The following is a 20,210-nucleotide window of genomic DNA, read 5'->3' as shown; positions in this document are numbered from 1 at the left end:
CAATCTTATTGACCTTCTTAGAAAAACATTTGTCCTCCTTAGGAAGAATGTTCTTGAGTTCCTTCCAAATATAAGATAAAATTCACTTAAGTTAAATTTTTCGAATTGTTTGTTTTTGTGTTGAAATATACTTATCGGTTTGGCGTAAGATAATGTAAGGAATCGTACATCACCTATCCTTATAGATTAGATTCGTAGACGCCAAATAATGGTGTAGCATGTAGAGTAAAGATGGAGGCGAGTATAGAAATGGCAACAATCAAGGCGGCCATCTTAGGTTTTGGCACAGTAGGTCAGGGAATATATCATATTTTAAATGAAAAACGTGAAGAGCTGCGTGCGAAACTAGGGCTTGAATTAGAAGTAGCAAAAATCCTAGTTAGAGATACAACAAAGGAACGCGTACCTGGAACTGCACATCTACTAACAGACAGTATAGATGATTGCCTTTCTGTAAAAGGAATCCAGGTCGTTTTTGAAGCGATTGTAAACGAAGAGCCTGCATTTGGCTATTTAAAGAAGGCTGTCGAAAATAAGTGCCATGTGGTTACTGCCAACAAAGTAATGTTTGCTAAAAGGGGATTGGAATTACAGGAATTAGCCAGACAAAATGGCGTATTTGTTGGATATGAAGCAACAACAGCAGGTGGGGTACCAGTTATTAAAACCATGAAGAATATTCTATTAGTAAATGATGTTTCCAGAATTCAAGGGGTTTTAAATGGTACAACAAATTATATTTTGACAAAAATGCGTGCAGAAGGCTGGTCGTTTGAAGATGCCTTAAAGGAAGCACAGGTACTGGGTTATGCAGAGGCTGATCCATATAATGATATTTCGGGGCAGGATGCATTCAAAAAGCTTATGATTCTTTCCTCATTAGCATTTGGAGATCAGCCAAACTGGGCAGATGTAGAAGTAATTGGGATCGACAGTATTTCTGCTGAACAGGTATCTGATTCCATAGAAAAAGGGTTACGGTATCGTCATGTAGCAGAGGTTGAAAAGTATCCAGATGGATCGCTATATGCAAAAGTAGCGCCAATGCTGGTAGATAAAGAGCATCCACTATATCCAATCGATGACGTGTTTAATGCAGTTACAATGGAAACGAATTATATTGGAACGTTAACACTGGTCGGACCTGGAGCAGGTATGTACCCAACAGCAAGTGTCATGGTGGAAGACTATGCAGAAATTATCGGCAAACGTGCGGGCTTTGTCGTAACAATTTAAAACATCTTGAGGCGTGAAAAATAATTCGCGCTTCAAGATGTTTTTTGCGTTTATAAGTGAAGGATATAGATTAGTCCTCATCCTTAATATCTGGATCTTCAGGAATCGGTGTATTTCGCCAAATTTCAATTTCCTCTTTGATGCGTTCCAGCTGCTCATGATACAGATCAAATTGAGCACTGTTTACGAGGTATTGAGTTCCATCATGCACTGCTTTAATGCGGCCAGCATAGATGTAACGAAGTACTTGTTCCTCGGGCATAGATATTTCTTGTGCAGTCTCAGCAACAGTTTTATACATTTTATGGTGACCTCCATCCATATTGTATTTTCTAGTCTCTCAAACTAATAATGAGAGATTTCCCTTATTTATTATAAGTTATTCTTCAAAAAACGCTACAAACAAAATCGAGCAGTCCAATTGAACTTCCATCCAATCAGACTGCTCGATTATTTAATTAGAATAGCTGTTTTACCTCTGAATATTCTTCCTCGGTGAAAACTCGTGAGCGTGTAATGAAGTGTCTATCCTCTATACTATCTAACGAGAATTCCGCACCGCCACCAGCAAGTGCATCAATTATCAGCTGTGTATGCTTCCAATATTCATATTGGCTTTTATGAATATAGAAGGGTACATCATTTAATGAACCTAGATAGACATCAGAATCTGATAACAGAAAGTCTCCTTCTCTGTAGCACATTGGTACAGAGCCATCACAGCAACCTCCAGATTGATATAACATAATAGATTCATGTTTTTCTTTAAGCAGCTTTAAGAATTCAAGTGCCCCATCTGTTGCGATAACACGATCTATCATATCCTAATCTCCCTTCGATTTAGAAGAATCCTTGAGGCTTTCTATCATAACTTACTAATAAACATTTTGTTTGTTGGTAGTGATCTAGCATCATAGCATGGTTTTCGCGGCCAATACCTGACATTTTGTACCCACCAAATGCTGCGCCAGCTGGGTACTTGTGGTAAGTGTTTGTCCAAACGCGCCCAGCTTCAATAGCACGCCCAGCACGGTAAGCGATATCACCGCTGCGTGACCATACACCTGCACCTAAGCCATAAAGTGTATCGTTAGCGATTTCGATAGCTTCATCGAAATCTTTGAATGTAGTGACAGAAAGTACTGGACCAAAGATTTCTTCTTGGAAGATACGCATTTTGTTGTTGCCTTTGAATACTGTTGGTTTGATGTAGTTACCGTTTTCAAGGTCACCACCTAAATGGTTTTCCTCCCCACCAATTAGTAACTCAGCGCCTTCTTCTTGTCCAAGCTGGATATAAGAAAGAATCTTTTCTTTTTGCTGAGTAGAAGCTTGTGCACCCATCATTACATCAGTATCAAGTGGGTTGCCAACTTTAATCGCTTTAACGCGCTCTAATGCACGTTCCATGAATTTTTCATAAATCGACTCCTGAATTAGGGCACGAGATGGGCAAGTACAAATTTCACCATTGTTTAATGCAAACATTACTAATCCTTCAATTGCTTTATCCAGGAATTCATCATCTTGATCCATAATGTCTTCGAAGAACACGTTAGGTGATTTACCCCCAAGCTCTAATGTCACAGGGATAATATTTTCAGTTGCATATTGCATAATTTGGCGACCAACAGCTGTAGAACCAGTGAATGCAATTTTTGCGATTCGTGGATTAGTTGCTAATGGTTTACCAACTTCAATACCGAAGCCATTAACGATATTTAGTACTCCTGCTGGAAGTAGGTCTTGAATTAACTCCACTAATACCATGATTGATGCCGGAGTTTGTTCTGCTGGCTTTAATACGATACAGTTTCCAGCTGCCAGTGCGGGTGCAATTTTCCACACTGCCATTAGGATAGGGAAGTTCCAAGGGATAATTTGTCCAACAACACCTAGCGGCTCTTGGAAATGATAAGCTACTGTATCGTTATCTAATTGTGTTGTGCGACCTTCTTGTGAACGAATTGCACTTGCAAAGTAACGGAAGTGGTCGATTGCTAAAGGAATATCAGCATTTAACGTTTCACGAACAGCTTTCCCGTTTTCCCAAGTTTCTGCTACTGCAAGATATTCTAGTTTCTCTTCTAAACGATCTGCAATTTTATTTAAAATAATCGCGCGTTCAGTAGTTGAAGTTTTTCCCCAAGCATCTTTTGCTGCATGTGCTGCATCCAATGCTAATTCAATGTCCTCTACTGTAGAGCGTGCTGCTTTTGTGAATACTTCACCAGTTACTGGTGTTCTATTTTCAAAATATTGTCCTTTTACCGGTGCAACCCATTCGCCGCCGATAAAGTTATCATACTTCTCTTTAAAATTAACAATTGCTCCTGCTGTGTTAGGATTTGCATAGATCATAATGTGATCCCCCTTAGGAAGTATATACAGTGAAAACTTCGAAAATATAGAAATGTTGACGCTTACATTTTCGTATAAAAAAATATTCTATGAAGAATTTTTTAACTAGTTTTCTACTGCTATATTCATATAATGAACCTTAATCATGAAATTATCAAGTAAAAAATATCGGATTTTGTCGAAAAGAAATTTCTTCATATATAAAGGGAAAGTAAGTATTTGCGAGAAAATCTTATAGTTTATTAATTTGCGCTAATTCCCCTAATAAGTGTTCTACAACAGTTTTCACTATTTCCTTTTAATAAGAAATGTTATCGATCCTCACCTGACTTTGGTATAATTTAACAAGTTATTGTATTAGTTAGATGATTCATATAAACGGGGTGTATTTGATGAATTTATTGTCATACATATTTGTGTTATTAGCGGCAATGCTTTGGGGAACAGTGGGTACAACGCAAACCTTTTTGCAGGCTGAGGTATCTTCCGTAGCTGTGGCAGGCGTACGATCAGCAATAGGGGGAGGCGTGCTACTTGTATTGGCCCTCTTCATGCGAAAAATCAAGTTTAAAACCTGGTCGTGGAAGTGGACGATTTTAGCGGCAATAACAATCGCTCTGTTCCAATCGCTATTTTTTACCTCGGTTCGCTTTACTGGTGTTGCATTAGGAACAGTCGTGACAATTGGGAGCTCTCCCGTATTTTCAGGTCTAGTCGAATGGGCAATTTGGAAAAGAAAGCCGAATGGAATTTGGGCGATTGCAACCGCTCTAGCGATAATTGGATGTGTTTTATTATTTGTGAATAGAGGGGGAGCTTCAGTAAATCCACTAGGAATTTTATTGGCTTTATGTGCCGGGCTAATGTTCGCACTCTACACAAATTGTAGTAAGCAATTAACAGAAAAAGAAGAAACGCTTCCGGCAGTGGCTATGACCTTCACGTTATGTGCGCTGCTGCTATTACCGTTTTCAGGAGATGGTGTCATATGGGCGTTTGATAACCAAAATCTGTTCCCTATGATTTTCATGGGGTTGGCAGCAACAAGTGTAGCCTACCTGTTATTTTTAGGAGGGCTAGAGAAAATTTCTTCATCCTCTGCAGTAACATTATCCCTAGCAGAACCACTAACTGCCGCATTGCTTGGTGTCTTTTTAGTTGGAGAATACCTGAGCCCAACTTCATGGGTAGGTGTTGTTTTATTATTAGGTGGGATTATTGTGCTGACTTTGGGGAGTCGGAAAACGAGGGAAGAGTAAGTTTTTTATAAAATATTAAGAATTTCTTCAGAATTATAGCGACTATAAATTAAGATTCAAACTTTATGATAGAAACATAAGAAAAAGATGAGGTGAGGGCAGTGGAGAAGTTAACAGTGCTCGTCACAGATGATGACAAAGACATTCGTGATGGGATCGAAATTTATTTAAAAAATGAAGGCTATAACGTATTAAAAGCTGCAGATGGAGCTGAAGCCTTAAAGCTACTAGAAGATAATGAAGTCCATTTAATCATCCTGGATATTATGATGCCAAATATGGATGGAATTACAGCTACATTTAAAATTCGCACAGATCGCAATATTCCCATCATCATGTTAAGTGCGAAGGCCGAAGAGACAGACAAAATCCATGGGCTTTCTGTAGGAGCAGACGATTACATTACGAAGCCATTTCACCCTTTAGAGTTACTTGCTCGTGTTAAGTCGCAACTTAGACGTTACGTTCAATTGGGAACGTTTAACGGTAACACAAAGCAAAGCTCTAAAATTGAGGTAAATGGATTAGCAATTGATATGGATGCGAAAGAGGTACGCTTAGATGGTGAATTGGTGAAGCTAACACCGATTGAGTACAAGATTACCGAGCTGTTATTAAGAAATGCAGGGCGTGTTTTTTCGATTAACGAAATTTATGAGCTTGTGTGGAAGGAAGAGGCTTATAATGCGGAAAACGTCGTGGCCGTACACATCAGGAAAATCCGTGAAAAAATCGAGACAGACCCAAAAAATCCAAGATACTTAAAGGTTGTGTGGGGCATTGGATACAAAATTGAAAAGCAAAATTGAGACAAGCCTAACGGTGCTAAGTCTTATCGCAAGTGTCGTCGGTATGTTCTTTATCATCACAAAGACGTGGCAGTTTATAGATGAACATATCGATGAAACGGTAAAAATGCTTGTGAAATTATTTTAGAGGAGGAACAAAAGGTTATGAAAGCAAAAAGCAAATTACTCCTCATACTTTTTCTTATAACGTGGTCAGCGTTAGCAGTCGTAACATTTATCAATCATTCGCATAATTATCTATTTAAATCGTATTTTGAAGCGGGTGAATTTCAGAGTACTAAAGATGCCTTTATCGAGAAATTAGAGGATTACGTGTTAGTTCCATTTGATGCCGACAAAGCTAAAGGGCAGCTAAATGTATCGGTAGAAGAAATTGAAAATTATCGTAATTATTACGGTTCATTAACGGAACAAATCGAGAATATTCGTTATCAATATATTGATCAAATAACTCAGGCAGAAGAGGCAAAGGACACTGAACTTAAAGAGGTACTTGTTGCTGAGCGGGATACTAAAATTGCAGATATAAAAAAGAATTTTGAAAGTAATGAATATGTTGAAGAAAAAATTAGAAAATTAAAAGAAGAAGCTGTGAATAAATATGCAGCTGAACAAAAAAGAGAGCGTCAAGATTTTATAAATGAATATAGTTATTTTGGTTATCGATTTGAAAATATAGACACAGGTGAAATTTTTGAATCTGGCTCACAACAAAGTTCAAATTTGTACCAAGAAGAATTTAATTCAATTTCAGCATTAAGCGTAAATAATACGTTCCATATTAATAATTTCGGTAATAACTATATGAATGATGAAATTCAAATAGATGTAGGAACTGGGAAGTTTATAGGAACAATCTATATTACAAAATCGATGTTGAAAAATACAAACTTTGCGAATGAATATGAGTCCTATAAAGTTGCACAAATTATTTTCTATATAGTGTGGATTACAGGGGTGTTAGCAATTGTTGGGTTGTTTACATTTGCGAGACCTTCAAGAGACATATTTAAAGGGGAATATGACAATCTACAAAATATTTACTTAAGAGCTCCTATAGATGTTCAAGTAGTATTAATGATTGTAGCGATTACTGTTTTATTTGCTGCACTAGATAGTCTTGGATATACAATTAGAAATTTATTTTATTACTCAGCTGATACACTATCGATTTCATTTGATTTTCTAGTATTTTTATTAGTTTCCTTCTTATCACTATTCGTAGTAATTATGGGATCAATTTGGACTTGGAATTCTGCTAATACAGAAGAAAAAATGAAAAAACAGGTTAAACAAGCGATGCTGTATCGTTTAGCTGATGGGATGAGGGATTTATTTTTAAATCGTTCTATAGGGATGCAGGCAGTCGGAATTATGATTGTTGCGTTCCTAAGTGGTGTAGGATTTGTTGGAGCAGGCGTAGGTGGAGGAGAATTAGTAGTAATTTATATCCTATTATTATTCTTTATTGCATTACCTGCCACTTTAGTATTCCTTCGTCGAATGGGCTACCTTAACCGTATTATGAAACAGACGGAGGAAATGGCAGCAGGGCGTTTAACTACTGAAATTAAAGTTAAGGGAAAATCAGTTTTTGCCAAGCATGCAGCCAATTTAAATGATTTACGTGAAGGTGTTAGAAACTCGATGACTGAGCAGGCGAAAAGTGAGCGTATGAAAACAGAGCTCATTACCAATGTTAGTCATGATTTAAGAACGCCATTAACATCAATTATTACGTATACCGACCTGTTGAAAAATCCTAATTTGACAGAAGAAGAACGTAAACAATACATCGACGTGTTAGATAAAAAATCAGCGCGCTTGAAAACGTTAATAGAGGATTTATTCGAAGTTTCCAAAATGGCGAGCGGCAATATTGAGATAACGAAGCAACGATTGGATTTAACTCAGCTTTTAAAGCAATCAATTGGTGAACATGAGGAAGAGTTCGCAAAGTCTAATTTTGATTTGCGCGTTTTGATGCCAGAACAACCTCTATTTGCCTATGTTGATGGGCAAAAAATGTGGCGTGTAATCGATAACCTGATTGTAAATGCATTAAAGTACTCATTAGAGGGGACAAGAATTTACATTACATTGAAGCAAAGTGGTTCATCAGCAGAATTCACAGTGAAAAATATCTCAAAATATGAGTTGGATGAAAATGTAGATGAACTAACGGAACGCTTTAAACGTGCCGATGCGTCTCGCCACACAGATGGCTCCGGCTTAGGTTTAGCCATTGCACAATCCATAGCTGATTTACACAACGGACGACTAAGCATAGATGTGGATGGCGATTTGTTTAAAGTTACAGTATCAGTACCAGCCGAATATTAAATAACCTTGCAAAAGATAATAGAGAGGAGAAAAACAATCCATGTTTTTCTCCTTTTTTGTGATAGTTTGGCAGCGACAAAGGAAGTCAGTGTGAAGCGTGTTACGAGGGGCTTGTAAAGAAGTGATAAAGCTGGGATTGAGACGATATGAAGCAAATCCACTAATGAAAGGTAGCAAACGCGCCGGTATTAAGACGAAAGGAAACGAATCCACTAATGAAAGGGAGCAAACCGGTCAGTATTGCGACGATATGAAGCAAATCTACTATTAGAAGGTAGCAAACGCGCCAGTATTAAGACGAAAGGAAACGAATCCACTAATGGAAGGTAGCAAACGCGCCAGTATTAAGACGAAAGGAAACGAATCCACTAATGAAAGGTAGCAAACGTGCCAGTATTAAGACGAAAGGAAACGAATCCACTAATGAAAGGGAGCAAACCGGCCAGTATTAAGACGATAGGAGACGAATCCACTAATGAAAGGGAGCAAACCGGCCAGAATTAAGACGATAGGAGACGAATCCACTAACGAAAGGGAGCAAACCGGCCAGAATTGCGACGAAAGGAAACGAATCCACTAATGAAAGGTAGCAAACGCGCCGGTATTAAGACGAAAGGAAACGAATCCACTAACGAAAGGTAGCAATCCCACCCGAACTGCACCGAAGTGAAAAGCATCCACAAACAAAAGGTAGCAATCACGCCTACAGTTCCCCCCTCTACCCCCTCACCATCCCGAGAACTCCAAATATGATACATCTTATCCCGACATGGTATACTTTTAAATATTAAAATTTTGGGAGGATTATACAGATGGGAAGGATATTGGGCATAACGTTTGCGCTCATTTTATATAGTACGATTACGGCTTATTTAGGGATGAATTTGAAAAAGTGGCTTGAGGCTATTCATGTATTTCGTTGGCCGATTATTTATTGGATTATTTTCTTTGTAATTGCTTTTGGTTTTCTGATTGGGCGAGTGCATCCTTTTCTTAGCCCTATGTCGATTGTCGGTAATTATTGGATGTTCTTTTTTGAGTACGGGCTCATATTATGTATCATTGCGAACCTCTTTATTACGTTTACACCGTACAAAAATGTTGCGGTTGTCGGGTCTGTTGTTGTAGGTCTTTTAGTTGTTCTATTTGCCTGGGGTACATATAATGCGTATTCGCCGGTGGTTCGGAATTTAGAGATTTCCGTAGATAAGTCTGGTGAACCAATGAGACTTGTAGTGGCTTCTGATTTTCATCTAGGGGTTCTTTCTCATAAGAATCACCTACAGAAATTTGTTAAGCTATCAAACGAAGCGAATCCTGATGCTGTTTTATTAGTAGGGGATATTGTGGATGATGACCCTGTTTGGTTTGTAGATGAGGGCATGAACGAAGTGATGAAGCAGTTAAATGCAACATATGGTGTTTATGGAGTACTTGGAAACCATGAATACTATGGAGGAAAAATTCCGGAATTTATAGAAGAAATGAAGGAATCGAATGTTCAAATTTTAATGGATGAAACTATTTTAGTTGGAAATCGTTTTTATTTAACAGGCCAGGAAGATGTTACAAATCATGAGAGAAAAGCAATTCAAGAATTAAAGCCAGAAAATGTTGAGATGCCTTGGATTGTCATGAACCATACGCCAAATGACTTACATGAGCCTCAGGATGCTGGAGTGGATCTGCATATGTCAGGTCATACGCATCTAGGGCAGCTTTGGCCGAATAATTTTATCACTGATCGAATCTTTGAGTTGGATTATGGTCATATGAAAAAAGGGGACATGCATGCACTTGTTTCCTCTGGATTTGGTTTTTGGGGACCGCCGATGCGTATCGGCAGTCGTTCGGAGCTATGGATAGTGGATATTAAATTTAAAGGGAATTAGTCCCGAATACAGCTCGAGACGTATAGACAATAAAAAATGCTTCATGTATTGTAAATTAGGACTTTATTTAGAAGTGATTTAATTGTTATTGGTAATAAGTAAAAAAATGTGAGGAGACAAAAAGAACTTATGGAATTTTTCGATTTGATTAAGGCGATAATCCTTGGTTTTGTTGAGGGGATGACGGAATTTGCTCCGGTTTCATCAACAGGGCATATGATTATCGTCGATGATTTATGGCTGAACACAAAGGACTTTTTAGGCAGCGGATCAGCGAATACATTTAAAATTGTGATTCAGCTGGGGTCAATTTTAGCTGTTGTGGTTGTTATGTGGAAGCGAATGCTTAGCTTAGTAGGTTTGTATAAAATTGAGGGACAAACAGCCTCTCGTAAATTTAATTTAGGACATGTATTTGTAGGGATTATTCCTGCAGGAGTTTTCGGCGTATTATTTGAAGATTTTATCGATGAAAATCTTTTCTCTACCAATACAGTAATTATTGGTTTAATCATCGGGGCGATTTGGATGATTATTGCCGATCGAGTAAGTGGGCAAAGAAAAACAACGATTACATCCTTAGACGACCTTTCATATGGTAAGGCGTTTAAAGTAGGGTTAATTCAATGCTTATCTTTATGGCCTGGCTTCTCTCGTTCGGGTGCCACAATTTCTGGTGGGGTAATCTTAGGGCTTGACCATAAAACGGCTGCTGACTTTACCTTTATCATGGCGGTTCCAATCATGGCAGGGGCTAGTGGCTTGTCATTAATCAAAAATTGGAGTGACTTAGAGCCTAATCATTTAGGGTTTTATATCATAGGTTTTGTCAGTGCATTTGTATTTGCTTTGATTTCCATTAAGTTCTTCTTAAAACTGATTTCAAAAGTAAAGCTAGTACCATTTGCAATTTATCGAATTGTTTTAGCTATTGTTCTAATCGTAGTTTTATATCTTTAAAAGACCAACGTCTCAAAAGTTTAATCTTTTGAGGCGTTTTTATTTTGTTAGGAAATGCTATATATCACTCAGATTTCAATCGATTTTTCGATAAAGGGGAGACATCTCTCAAATTATGACATCATCTTACACTTTTCTTCATACTATAGATTTGGGGTGAGAAAATGGCGAGAGTAAAATACCGTGATGCTGATATTGACTTAATCGCAAGAATGATGAGAGCGGAAGCAGAAGGTGAAGGCAATCAAGGAATGCTTTACGTTGGGAATGTAATTGTGAATCGACTTGTGTCGAATTGCTTGGACTTTAGGGATTTACGATCGATTGAGGACGTTATTTATCATGTACAGGGAGGCAACTATTCCTTTGAAGCAGTTCAGAAGGGGAATCTATTTTATAATCCTGCGCGAGCAAACGAACAAAGGTTAGCAAAACAGGTGTTGGATTATTGGAGAGAACATCCGGGCAAATACGCTCTTTGGTATTTTAATCCGTATGCACCGTGCCCTCCAACTTGGTATGATCAGCCGTTTGCAGGACAATTTAAAAATCACTGCTATTATGAACCGGCAGCTGGAACGTGTGAAGGGGTTTATATCTAAGTGTTAAATAAAGCTTGAATATGATTTGAGTATTTAACATGTTAAAGGGAACTTCCTAGTGAAAAGGAGTTCCTTTTTTAATTTTTGAAAGGCTTATCGATGAGTTGGGAGTGTGAGAAAAGTCACAACAAATTTTTGTCTTTCAACAGCTGAAATATTAAGTTTTTGATAAGTGTCATAAAAATATTGAATGTTTTTAAAAGAGACCTTATATTAAAAATATTAGAATAGTTCCTTTTTATTACATTTGATACATCGTTTCTATTGAGTGAATTTTAATATCAAATAATGATTGAGGGGTGAACCATTTGTTCGCTTTAAAGAAAAAAGAGGTCAAAAATTCAATATACAAAGAAAATTACCCAAATGTAGGAATTTTTATTGGAGACGCAGATCTTTTACTTCAGCTAAAAATTATTGGACTTACGGAAGAAGATTTACATATTATTCGATTTATAAAGCCCTATGTCGAATTAGAAATTAAAGAAATTGTAGAAATCTTTTATGATGTAATTGGAACGGGGGGAGAATTCGAGAGTTTGATAGCAACCTATGATACATCTGGTAGACTTCACCAAACATTAAAACACCATATGATTGAAATGTTTGATGGTCGTATCGATGATCATTTCATTGAGGTAAGAAGAAAGGTTGCAAATATGCATGTGTTAATAGGGTTAAAAACAAAATGGTATTTAGCATCCTTTTATAATTTAGAGGCTAAAATTCAAGAAATTATCTTCGCTTTAAATTTAGATTACATAGAGGCACGAAAAGCGATTCAAGCAGTAAGAAAGATTTTTAGCTTTGAGCAGCAAATTGTTTTGGATGAGTATGATCGAGTAGCTTCAAATGCATTGATGGACCAGCAACAAAATGTTAAAGCACAGGTGAAGGAAGTAATTGGGAGCATTTCTGTTACACTTGAAGATCAATCGATATTAACAAATACGACAGTTTCAGACTTAGTTGCCAATACAAAAAAGGTAATAGAAGTATTGCAAAATAGTATTCAGGATGCACAAGGGACGAAGGAAGCGTCAGGGGAAGGCTATAAACAGCTACAGCATTTAAGTAAGCAAACGAAGGAAATTAATAAAAATACAATAGTAATGACTAAATTGGTTGAGGACTTAAATCATTCTTCCTCAGAAATTCAGGCAGTTGTTGAGATTGTAAAAAATATAGCAGGTCAAACGAATCTATTAGCTTTAAACTCTGCTATTGAAGCGGCACGCGCAGGTGAGCATGGGAAGGGCTTTGCTGTTGTTGCAGATGAAGTACGAAAGCTAGCTGACCAAACGAAGCAATCCGTTGAGAAAATTGCTACATTAATTGGAATGTCGAGTGTTGCTACCACTCAAGTTATTGAGTCCATTCATCAAATTCAAAATCTAGTAGAGGATGGGATTTTGCAAAACGATAAATCCCTGCAATCCTTTGAAAAAATCTCTGCCTCTGTTGATGCAACGATTTTAGATTTTGAAAATGTCGGAAAGCAGGTCGGAGAATTATCAAACATTGTTGAGCATATAGGTGATTCAGTCCATCAGCTTGAGCTTGCCTCCACAACCTTAAAGGACACGATTAGCCAATTTTAAAATGGAGAGTCTCTTTTAAAGAGACTCTCAACCTTATATTAATATTATTTATTGAAGAGATTAAACAAGCCACCAATACCGCCTTCACCAGCATTTTGGCCGCCTCCACCTTGGCTAACAGGAGCAGCAGCAAATACTTTACTCGCTAATCGGCTAAATGGTAGAGATTGCACCCAAACAGTTCCCGGACCCTTTAAAGAAGCAAGGAAGATTCCTTCCCCACCAAACAGGGCAGTTTTAACGCCGCTAACAGGTTCAATATTATATTGGACATCAGAAGTCATAGCCACCAGACAGCCTGTATCTACAAGGATTTTTTGCCCTGGCTGTAGACCAATTCTTTTGATAGCACCACCAGCATGAATAAAGGCCATACCATCACCTTCAAGCTTTTGCATAATGAAGCCTTCACCACCGAAGAAACCAACCCCAAGCTTACGTTGGAATTCAATGCCGACTGACACACCCTTTGCCGCAGCTAAAAACGCATCCTTTTGACATATGATTTTCCCATTATAAACACTTAAGTCCATTGGGATGATTTTTCCTGGATATGGAGATGCAAAATAAACATGTTTTTTACCCTGACCAACATTGGTGAAGGTAGTCATAAATAAACTTTCGCCAGTAAGCATACGTTTCCCGGCACCCATTAATCTACCCATAATACCGCCGTTGCCTTTAGAACCGTCACCGAAAATAGTTTCCATTTTAATGGCTTCATCCATCATCATTAAGCTTCCTGCTTCCGCCACTGCCGTTTCGTTTGGATCTAACTCAACTTCTACAAATTGCATATCGTCCCCATACAGTTTGAAATCTATTTCATGATTGTTCATTATTCATAACCTCCTAAAGTCATTAATAAATATATACCATTAAAGGTTACGTTTTCCCTCTTTAAAAGTTTCATCTAATAAATTTAACTTTGTATTAATAAACTATAAAGAGGGTTTTGAAAGGATAGAGAACATAGAGCGATTCTATATGATAACTCGAACGTAAAAATGAGGAGGATGTATATGGAACTTCAAAATTTTATCGGCGGTAAATGGATGTCTAATGAAGAACTTCAAACTATTCCTGTTGTGAATCCAGCAAATGGTGAACAGCTTGCAATTGTTCCACTATCAACAAAGTCTCAAGTTGCAGAAGCTGTTGCAGCTGCAAGAAAAGCTCAAAAGTCTTGGGCACTAACACCAGCACCTAAACGCGCTGACTTTTTATATGAGATTGGACATAGATTAAAAGAAAAGAAGGAATACCTTGCTCAAATTCTAACAAAAGAAATGGGAAAGGTAATTGAGGAAGCAAGAGGTGAGGTTCAAGAAGGCATAGATATGGCATTTTATATGGCTGGTGAGGGTAGACGCCTATTTGGTGAAACAACCCCTTCAGAGCTTGCTGACAAATTTGCTATGAGCGTTCGAGCGCCGATTGGAGTAGTGGGGCTCATTACGCCTTGGAATTTCCCGATTGCTATTGCTACATGGAAGTCCTTCCCTGCCCTGGTTGCAGGAAATACATTTGTTTGGAAGCCGGCAACAGAAACACCGATGATGGCCTACGAAATGGCTAAAATTTTTCAAGAAGTAGGCTTACCATCTGGTGTAGCAAATGTTGTTTTTGGTGCAGGCTCTACTGTAGGTACAGAGATAATCGAACATCCTGATGTAAAAGTAATCTCCTTTACTGGATCTACTGAAACGGGAAGTAAAATAGCTGAATTAGGCGGTAGGCATTTAAAAAAGGTGTCTCTTGAAATGGGCGGTAAAAATGCAGTCATTGTAATGGAGGATGCTGATTTACAATTAGCTGCAGAGGGCATTATTTGGAGTGCTTTTGGTACAGCAGGACAACGTTGCACTGCCTGTAGCCGTGTGATTGTGCATAAAGATGTGAAAAATGAGCTAGAACAAATGCTTGTTGAGCATATTAGCAGGCTAACAATTGGAGATGGCCTTGATGAGAATAATAAAATTGGTCCTGTTATTAACGGTGCTGCATTAGAGAAAATCAATCATTATGTTCAAATTGGAAAGCAAGAAGGTGCTAAATTATTGGTTGGCGGTAAAGCGCTAACAGCACCACCATTTGACAGAGGCTACTATTATGAGCCAACAGTCTTTACAGATGTCCAAAATGATATGGTCATCGCACAGGAAGAAATATTTGGTCCAGTACTAAGTATTATTGAGGTTACTAGTTTAGAAGAAGCCATCGAAGTAAATAACAGTGTGAAATTTGGTTTGTCGAGTTCTATCTTCTCACAGGATGTTAATAAAATATTTAAAGCCCAAAGAGATCTAGATACGGGCATTGTATATGTTAACGCAGGAACGACAGGAGCGGAAATTCATTTGCCTTTTGGGGGGACAAAAGGTACTGGAAATGGACACCGTGATTCAGGTCAAGCAGCTTTGGACGTTTATACAGAATGGAAAAGCATTTACATTGACTACAGTGGAAAGCTTCAAAGAGCGCAAATTGATACGGAAAACTAAACGACGAAAAGGGGATGTGTGTTATGAAAGTTGTAGTTTTAGGCGCCGGCTTGATGGGGAAAGAGGTTGCACGAGATTTAAATTCTAGTGAAAAGGTAGAGAAAATATATTTAGCAGATATAGATACGGCTGTTGCTCAAAAATTTGTAGACTCCCTTCAAACAGAAAAAATTGAAGTAGTTGCACTTAACGCAAGAAATGAAGACGACCTAAGATCGGTCATGTCTAAAGGAGACGTTTGCGTTAATGCACTCTTTTATGAATTTAATAAAGCGGTAGCTAAAACAGCTATTGAAGTAGGTGTTCACTCCGTTGATTTAGGTGGACATATTGGGGAAGTAACGGAGTATTTGCTAACGCTCACTGAAGAAGCAAAAGCAAAGAATGTCACTTTAATACCGGATTTAGGGGTAGCGCCAGGTATGATTAACATTTTAGCTGGCTATGGCGTTTCAAAATTAGATACGGTGGAATCCATAAAGCTATTTGTTGGGGGAATTCCAACTAAACCGGAGCCACCGTTAAACTACACATTGGTATTCTCCCTAGAAGGAGTTTTTGATCATTATACAGAGCCTGCGAAGGTAATCCAAGGTGGGAAATTAACAGAGGTGCCGTCTCTATCTGGCGTTGAGCCAATCTATTTTGATAACTATGGTGTATTGGAAGCCTTTTATACTTCTGGTGGAACTTCAACACTTATTAATACATTCCCGCATATCAAAACGTTAGAGTATAAAACAATTCGTTATAAAGGGCATGCTGATCAGTTCAAGCTTCTAAATGAATTAGGGTTTCTAAGTAAGGAAAATATCGTAGAAGTCGATGGCCAGCAAGTATTGGTTCGGGATGTTGTACGAGAAGCCTTAAAGAAAAAGCTGGATTTAGGAGATAAGGAAGATGCCGTATTATTACGGGTGATTGTTTCAGGTGAAAAATCGGGCGAGCAAGTTACCTATGAATACGAATTGAACATTAAAAGGGATCAAAAGACAACGATGACTGCAATGGCAAGGGCTACGGCGTGTACCATCGCGGCGGTGGCTGTTATGGTTGGAAGTGGCGTAATCCAAGAACGAGGCGTTTTCCCGCCTGAATTGGTTGTACCAGGGAAGGATTATATTGAAGAAATGGCTAAGCGCGGTGTGATGATAAAAGAAACCTCTCACCGTTCTACGATAGTGAAGTGGTGAAAATTTATAATGATTACCCAAAAGTCGGTTAACCTCGCTTTTGGGTTTTTTATTTGTAGAAGAATTTATTTTAGAATTTTTTAACAAATGGTGAAACGAAATCAAATTATAAAGGTCTAATCAATCAAACAGAAGAATCAAAGGAGGCAATTACTTGAAACGAAGGATATTTGCAGGTGGAATATTAGTAGTGGCAATTGCGATGATTACTAGTCTTGTTTTATTCTTTTTTGGGCACAAGCTTGAAGTGATGAGTGCATCAACGGTTATGTTAAATCAGCCTTATCATGTTCATTTTTCTAAAGCTATTGATGAGAGTAGCATTAAGGATCGAGAGATTTTTGTAACAAATTCTGATGGTAATCCCGTGGATGCAACACTTACATTAGATGCTGCTAAACAATCTTTAACAGTTGAAAATTTAATGCCAGGTCAATATATTCTCCATGTTGAAGAACCAGCATTTGAAAAGAAATCTTTTAATACGAAAAAACAAGTAATCGAGTTTAAGGTTATCGAGGAAATAGAGAAGATTTCATCAGTTCAAGACTTACAAGACTACTTCCAAACAATTTTAAATAGAGAATCAAAAAATCGAAGCTTAGCGGTCGAGGAAAGTAGAGAGTTAGAGACTTTTTCCGAGGCGTCCGATAAGGCAAGTGCAGATGGGGAAGCTGGTCCTTCCCATTCTTCAACTAATAACCAGGTTGAAGATATTGAAGAAGGAGATATTGTAGCAACAGATGGTCGATATATTTATACAATCCTAGATAATCAGATTGTTATAACAGATGCAACAAATCCTAAATTAAAGGTCGCTAGTAAAATCACATTAGATGCAAATAGCTATCCAACTCAGCTAATGATTCAAAACGACATGCTGATTGTCATTATAGATCAATATATCGAAACGAAAAAGGATGACTATGTTAGTGGAATGACGATCACAAAGGCAGCCTTTTATAATGTGAAGAATGCAGAAAATCCTAAGCTAATTAGAGAAATTGGCCAAGATGGATATATGAATGGGGTTCGTAAATATGGCAATACCCTTTACAGAGGTCTTATATTCCCAAAATAGTTGGGTGAAATTCAACCGAGTGAGTAAAACTCATTGTTATATTAATTTCCACCAAAGGGCATTTGTGTGAAATAAAAAAGATATGTTTGATTTTTATCATCGTTTACATAATTATTCGTATATATGTATTTGTATTCAATGTTACGTTTGAAGATTTGGATGGCAAAATATGAGGTTTATCGTATTTGTCCGAAACAAACAGCTTGTGATTTTAGCTGTTTGTTAATTTCCTTTATAGGTATTAAAAACATCTGTAGCAATATTTAAAATTAAACGAATTTCTGTCTCATTTTTATTTTGAATTAGATTAAGTAGCAACGTAATCAACTCTTTTTTCTCGAAGTGTCCTTCATTGATGTCTAAACTTTCAAAACTAAAAATATTCGCAGGTACTTCATTTAGGCCTACTATTATTTTTTCAAGCGTTTGTAAGGTAATGTTTCTGTCTCCTCGTTCTACACCGGCTAAATATGATGTTTGAAGGCCACTTTTCTCTGCAAGTTCATCTTGCGTCATTTTTTTTGATTTTCTTATTTCCTTAATCCTCATACCAACTAACTTCACTAAACTATCCATAAAATCACCTCATCTTAAGACTAAGTGAGGGTTTAAAAGGGTTAAAGATACATATAATATAACTTTTATTGATTTTTGTACTTATAAGTACTATAATTTCGTAGTATCAAATTTTTAATAAGGAGATCTATTTATTATGAGTAATAGTTTACCTTCAAATATAGCAATAGAAAATGTAATCCAATCCAAAATGAGGGGTCGTGTTTCTTATCAAGGCTTTGTATCCTCTCAGGTAGCGGTTAATTTTTCATATTCAAAACTTTATAATGATTCTTCTGGAAAAGGATATCAACGTCCTATAGATAATAAACGTTGTAAAGACTTTGCAAATTACCTTTCACAAGGAGAAGATGCTCTTTATACGCCTATCTTGCTAAATGCTGCTGGGAATTGGGAATTTCATGCCTATGATAATCATCGTCCTAATTATGGAAGATTAATTTGTAAGAAGAAAGCGACGCTTATGGATGGTCAACATAGACTAGGGGGAATAAAGGAATATATAAAAGAAACAGATACAACATTAAACGTCCCATTTTTAGCTTTTCACTATTTAGATGAAGACGAAGAAATTAAATTGTTTGACGTTATTAATACAAAAGCGAAGGGGATAGGTACTTCATTAAGTCGTTATTTAAATAGAGATAGTGATGAAATTAGTTGGGTTGCAACTAATTTAATTCTTAAGCCAGAGAGTCCATTCTTTAGTAAGGGTACTTTAATTGGAAAAAGAACTAAAGAGAAAAATATTACTCTTCTAAACTTATATAACATTATAAAATATTTAACTAAAAATTCAGAGTTAGAGAACCTATCTAAAGAAAAGAAACTTAATTTAGCGCTATTTTATTTCAATTTAATTAAACAACTATTTCCTGAAGAATGGGAAGACAACAAATTATATAGATTAACCCATATTACTTGTTTATACGCATTGGCTATCGCTGGGAACAAGATAATTAATGAAAATTATTTACCTAAATCTAATCAACCAGATTCAGCTAAAATAGCAAGTTTGTTAGCCAATTTGAAAGATATTGATTGGTCTGGAAGTGGGGATCTAAGATATTTAAAAGGTTTGCCTGGCGCTTATATGTTATCGGGGGATATATTAAATTGTGTTAAAGGTTAGGTATTTAACAGCGTATAAAATGTAAGTAGGACCAGGACTTGTTCGTTCTGGTCTTTTATTTTAAAGAGAATAGTAGAGAAATATAGCGATAATGTGTAGAGGTGAAACTTACTCTAATTTTTAAGCGCAGAATGTTTAAATTTATAGTTATTATAATAAAGAGAGGAAAAGTTAGGTGAAAACTAAATTAATTAGTTTAAAGAATAAAACTACAAAAATATTTATTGCGGATGAAATCTTTTGGGACAATGTAGAGTATATGATTTTCCATAGTGAGTATTTAGAAATTAGAAAAAAACGAGGTCTTTCATCAAATTATCTTCATGAATGGTTTTTTAATAACTTAGAAGAACAAGTTATTTTGGAAGAAGAAAAGCAATCTATCTACAATGAATTAAGCTGTTCGTATAGATTTCCAAAAGATAATGATATTTTTCTCGATTACTTGTATAAAGAAGCAAAAAAGCGAAGACTCATTATGAAAAGACTAAACGGAGATAATGAGATTGTGAAGAAGTCAAATTAAACAAACGGTAAGTTTAGATGAATAGTGTTGTTTAACTCTGTTCAATGTAGTGTAGTGCTTTAATTTAAAAATTTTTAATTGGATACAGAGTAAAATCCCTGCTTTCAATATAAAAGTAGGGATTTTTGGCGTTTT

19 protein-coding genes are annotated in these 20,210 nt (G+C 36.9%); 14 read left to right on the top strand and 5 right to left on the bottom strand.

Annotated elements, in window-relative coordinates; genetic code table 11:
- The first annotated feature begins 249 nt into the window (after positions 1-249).
- Positions 250-1,236: a homoserine dehydrogenase gene (locus BJ095_RS15575; RefSeq protein ID WP_107936926.1), complete on the top strand. Its 987-nt coding sequence runs from the start codon at positions 250-252 to the stop codon at positions 1,234-1,236.
- Positions 1,237-1,306: 70 nt separating this feature from the next.
- Here the strand turns inward: BJ095_RS15575 and BJ095_RS15570 are convergent, their stop codons facing one another.
- From BJ095_RS15570 to exaC, 3 genes are all read right to left on the bottom strand, one after another.
- A complete protein-coding gene (locus tag BJ095_RS15570) occupies positions 1,307-1,537 on the bottom strand; it encodes a DNA-binding protein (RefSeq protein ID WP_107936924.1) in 231 nt (76 codons plus the stop codon).
- 157 nt (positions 1,538-1,694) lie between these two features.
- Positions 1,695-2,057 (bottom strand): DUF779 domain-containing protein, encoded by a 363-nt coding sequence (locus tag BJ095_RS15565; protein ID WP_107936922.1) that lies wholly within the window; start codon positions 2,055-2,057, stop codon positions 1,695-1,697.
- Positions 2,058-2,076: 19 nt separating this feature from the next.
- The gene (exaC, locus tag BJ095_RS15560) at positions 2,077-3,597 is read right to left on the bottom strand and encodes an acetaldehyde dehydrogenase ExaC (protein WP_107936920.1); all 1,521 of its coding nucleotides are present in this window, start codon (positions 3,595-3,597) and stop codon (positions 2,077-2,079) included.
- 392 nt (positions 3,598-3,989) lie between these two features.
- Here exaC and BJ095_RS15555 point away from each other — a divergent pair, with 392 nt between their 5' ends.
- From BJ095_RS15555 to BJ095_RS15525, 8 genes are all read left to right on the top strand, one after another.
- The gene (locus BJ095_RS15555; RefSeq protein ID WP_107936918.1) at positions 3,990-4,856 is read left to right on the top strand and encodes a DMT family transporter; all 867 of its coding nucleotides are present in this window, start codon (positions 3,990-3,992) and stop codon (positions 4,854-4,856) included.
- A gap of 101 nt (positions 4,857-4,957) precedes the next feature.
- Positions 4,958-5,665: a response regulator transcription factor gene (locus BJ095_RS15550; RefSeq protein ID WP_107936917.1), complete on the top strand. Its 708-nt coding sequence runs from the start codon at positions 4,958-4,960 to the stop codon at positions 5,663-5,665.
- Positions 5,649-5,792 carry a hypothetical protein gene (locus tag BJ095_RS19115; protein ID WP_181418096.1) on the top strand — a complete coding sequence of 48 codons (144 nt, stop codon included), beginning with the start codon at positions 5,649-5,651 and terminating at the stop codon, positions 5,790-5,792. Before BJ095_RS15550 ends, BJ095_RS19115 begins: the two co-directional genes overlap by 17 nt.
- Before the next feature lie 17 nt (positions 5,793-5,809).
- Positions 5,810-8,008, top strand: a complete 2,199-nt coding sequence (locus BJ095_RS15545; RefSeq protein ID WP_107936913.1) for a HAMP domain-containing sensor histidine kinase — start codon at positions 5,810-5,812, stop codon at positions 8,006-8,008.
- Between the two features lie 812 nt (positions 8,009-8,820).
- Positions 8,821-9,900: a metallophosphoesterase gene (locus tag BJ095_RS15540; protein WP_107936912.1), complete on the top strand. Its 1,080-nt coding sequence runs from the start codon at positions 8,821-8,823 to the stop codon at positions 9,898-9,900.
- 129 nt (positions 9,901-10,029) lie between these two features.
- The gene (locus BJ095_RS15535) at positions 10,030-10,860 is read left to right on the top strand and encodes an undecaprenyl-diphosphate phosphatase (protein WP_107936911.1); all 831 of its coding nucleotides are present in this window, start codon (positions 10,030-10,032) and stop codon (positions 10,858-10,860) included.
- Between the two features lie 164 nt (positions 10,861-11,024).
- Positions 11,025-11,462 carry a cell wall hydrolase gene (locus tag BJ095_RS15530; RefSeq protein WP_107936910.1) on the top strand — a complete coding sequence of 146 codons (438 nt, stop codon included), beginning with the start codon at positions 11,025-11,027 and terminating at the stop codon, positions 11,460-11,462.
- 299 nt (positions 11,463-11,761) lie between these two features.
- Entirely contained in the window at positions 11,762-13,063 is a 1,302-nt protein-coding gene (locus tag BJ095_RS15525; RefSeq protein ID WP_235867686.1) for a methyl-accepting chemotaxis protein, read from the top strand.
- Between the two features lie 44 nt (positions 13,064-13,107).
- On the opposite strand, the gene BJ095_RS15520 is transcribed toward BJ095_RS15525, so the two are convergent.
- Positions 13,108-13,902 carry a TIGR00266 family protein gene (locus BJ095_RS15520; RefSeq protein WP_107936906.1) on the bottom strand — a complete coding sequence of 265 codons (795 nt, stop codon included), beginning with the start codon at positions 13,900-13,902 and terminating at the stop codon, positions 13,108-13,110.
- Positions 13,903-14,085: 183 nt separating this feature from the next.
- Between BJ095_RS15520 and BJ095_RS15515 the strand changes: the two genes are divergently transcribed.
- The 3 genes from BJ095_RS15515 to BJ095_RS15505 all read left to right on the top strand — a co-directional run bounded on the left by BJ095_RS15515 (position 14,086) and on the right by BJ095_RS15505 (position 17,841).
- Positions 14,086-15,567, top strand: coding sequence for an aldehyde dehydrogenase family protein (locus BJ095_RS15515; RefSeq protein ID WP_107936904.1), 1,482 nt, complete (start codon positions 14,086-14,088; stop codon positions 15,565-15,567).
- Between the two features lie 23 nt (positions 15,568-15,590).
- Positions 15,591-16,760, top strand: coding sequence for a saccharopine dehydrogenase family protein (locus tag BJ095_RS15510; protein WP_107936902.1), 1,170 nt, complete (start codon positions 15,591-15,593; stop codon positions 16,758-16,760).
- Positions 16,761-16,914: 154 nt separating this feature from the next.
- Positions 16,915-17,841, top strand: coding sequence for a beta-propeller domain-containing protein (locus BJ095_RS15505; protein WP_107936900.1), 927 nt, complete (start codon positions 16,915-16,917; stop codon positions 17,839-17,841).
- A 222-nt stretch (positions 17,842-18,063) separates the two neighbouring features.
- Here BJ095_RS15505 and BJ095_RS15500 read toward each other — a convergent pair whose 3' ends face one another.
- Entirely contained in the window at positions 18,064-18,417 is a 354-nt protein-coding gene (locus tag BJ095_RS15500; protein ID WP_036178752.1) for a helix-turn-helix domain-containing protein, read from the bottom strand.
- Positions 18,418-18,553: 136 nt separating this feature from the next.
- Between BJ095_RS15500 and BJ095_RS15495 the strand changes: the two genes are divergently transcribed.
- Together BJ095_RS15495 and BJ095_RS15490 are read left to right on the top strand one after the other, a co-directional pair.
- The gene (locus BJ095_RS15495) at positions 18,554-19,549 is read left to right on the top strand and encodes a DGQHR domain-containing protein (protein ID WP_036178749.1); all 996 of its coding nucleotides are present in this window, start codon (positions 18,554-18,556) and stop codon (positions 19,547-19,549) included.
- Between the two features lie 175 nt (positions 19,550-19,724).
- Positions 19,725-20,075 carry a hypothetical protein gene (locus BJ095_RS15490; protein ID WP_107936898.1) on the top strand — a complete coding sequence of 117 codons (351 nt, stop codon included), beginning with the start codon at positions 19,725-19,727 and terminating at the stop codon, positions 20,073-20,075.
- The last annotated feature ends 135 nt before the right edge of the window (positions 20,076-20,210 follow it).

It is taken from the genome of Ureibacillus chungkukjangi (assembly GCF_003217295.1).
In the GTDB taxonomy this organism is placed as follows: domain Bacteria; phylum Bacillota; class Bacilli; order Bacillales_A; family Planococcaceae; genus Ureibacillus; species Ureibacillus chungkukjangi.
The sequence above is the reverse complement of the archived record's forward strand: the minus strand, read 5'-3'. Positions and strand labels throughout refer to the sequence as shown.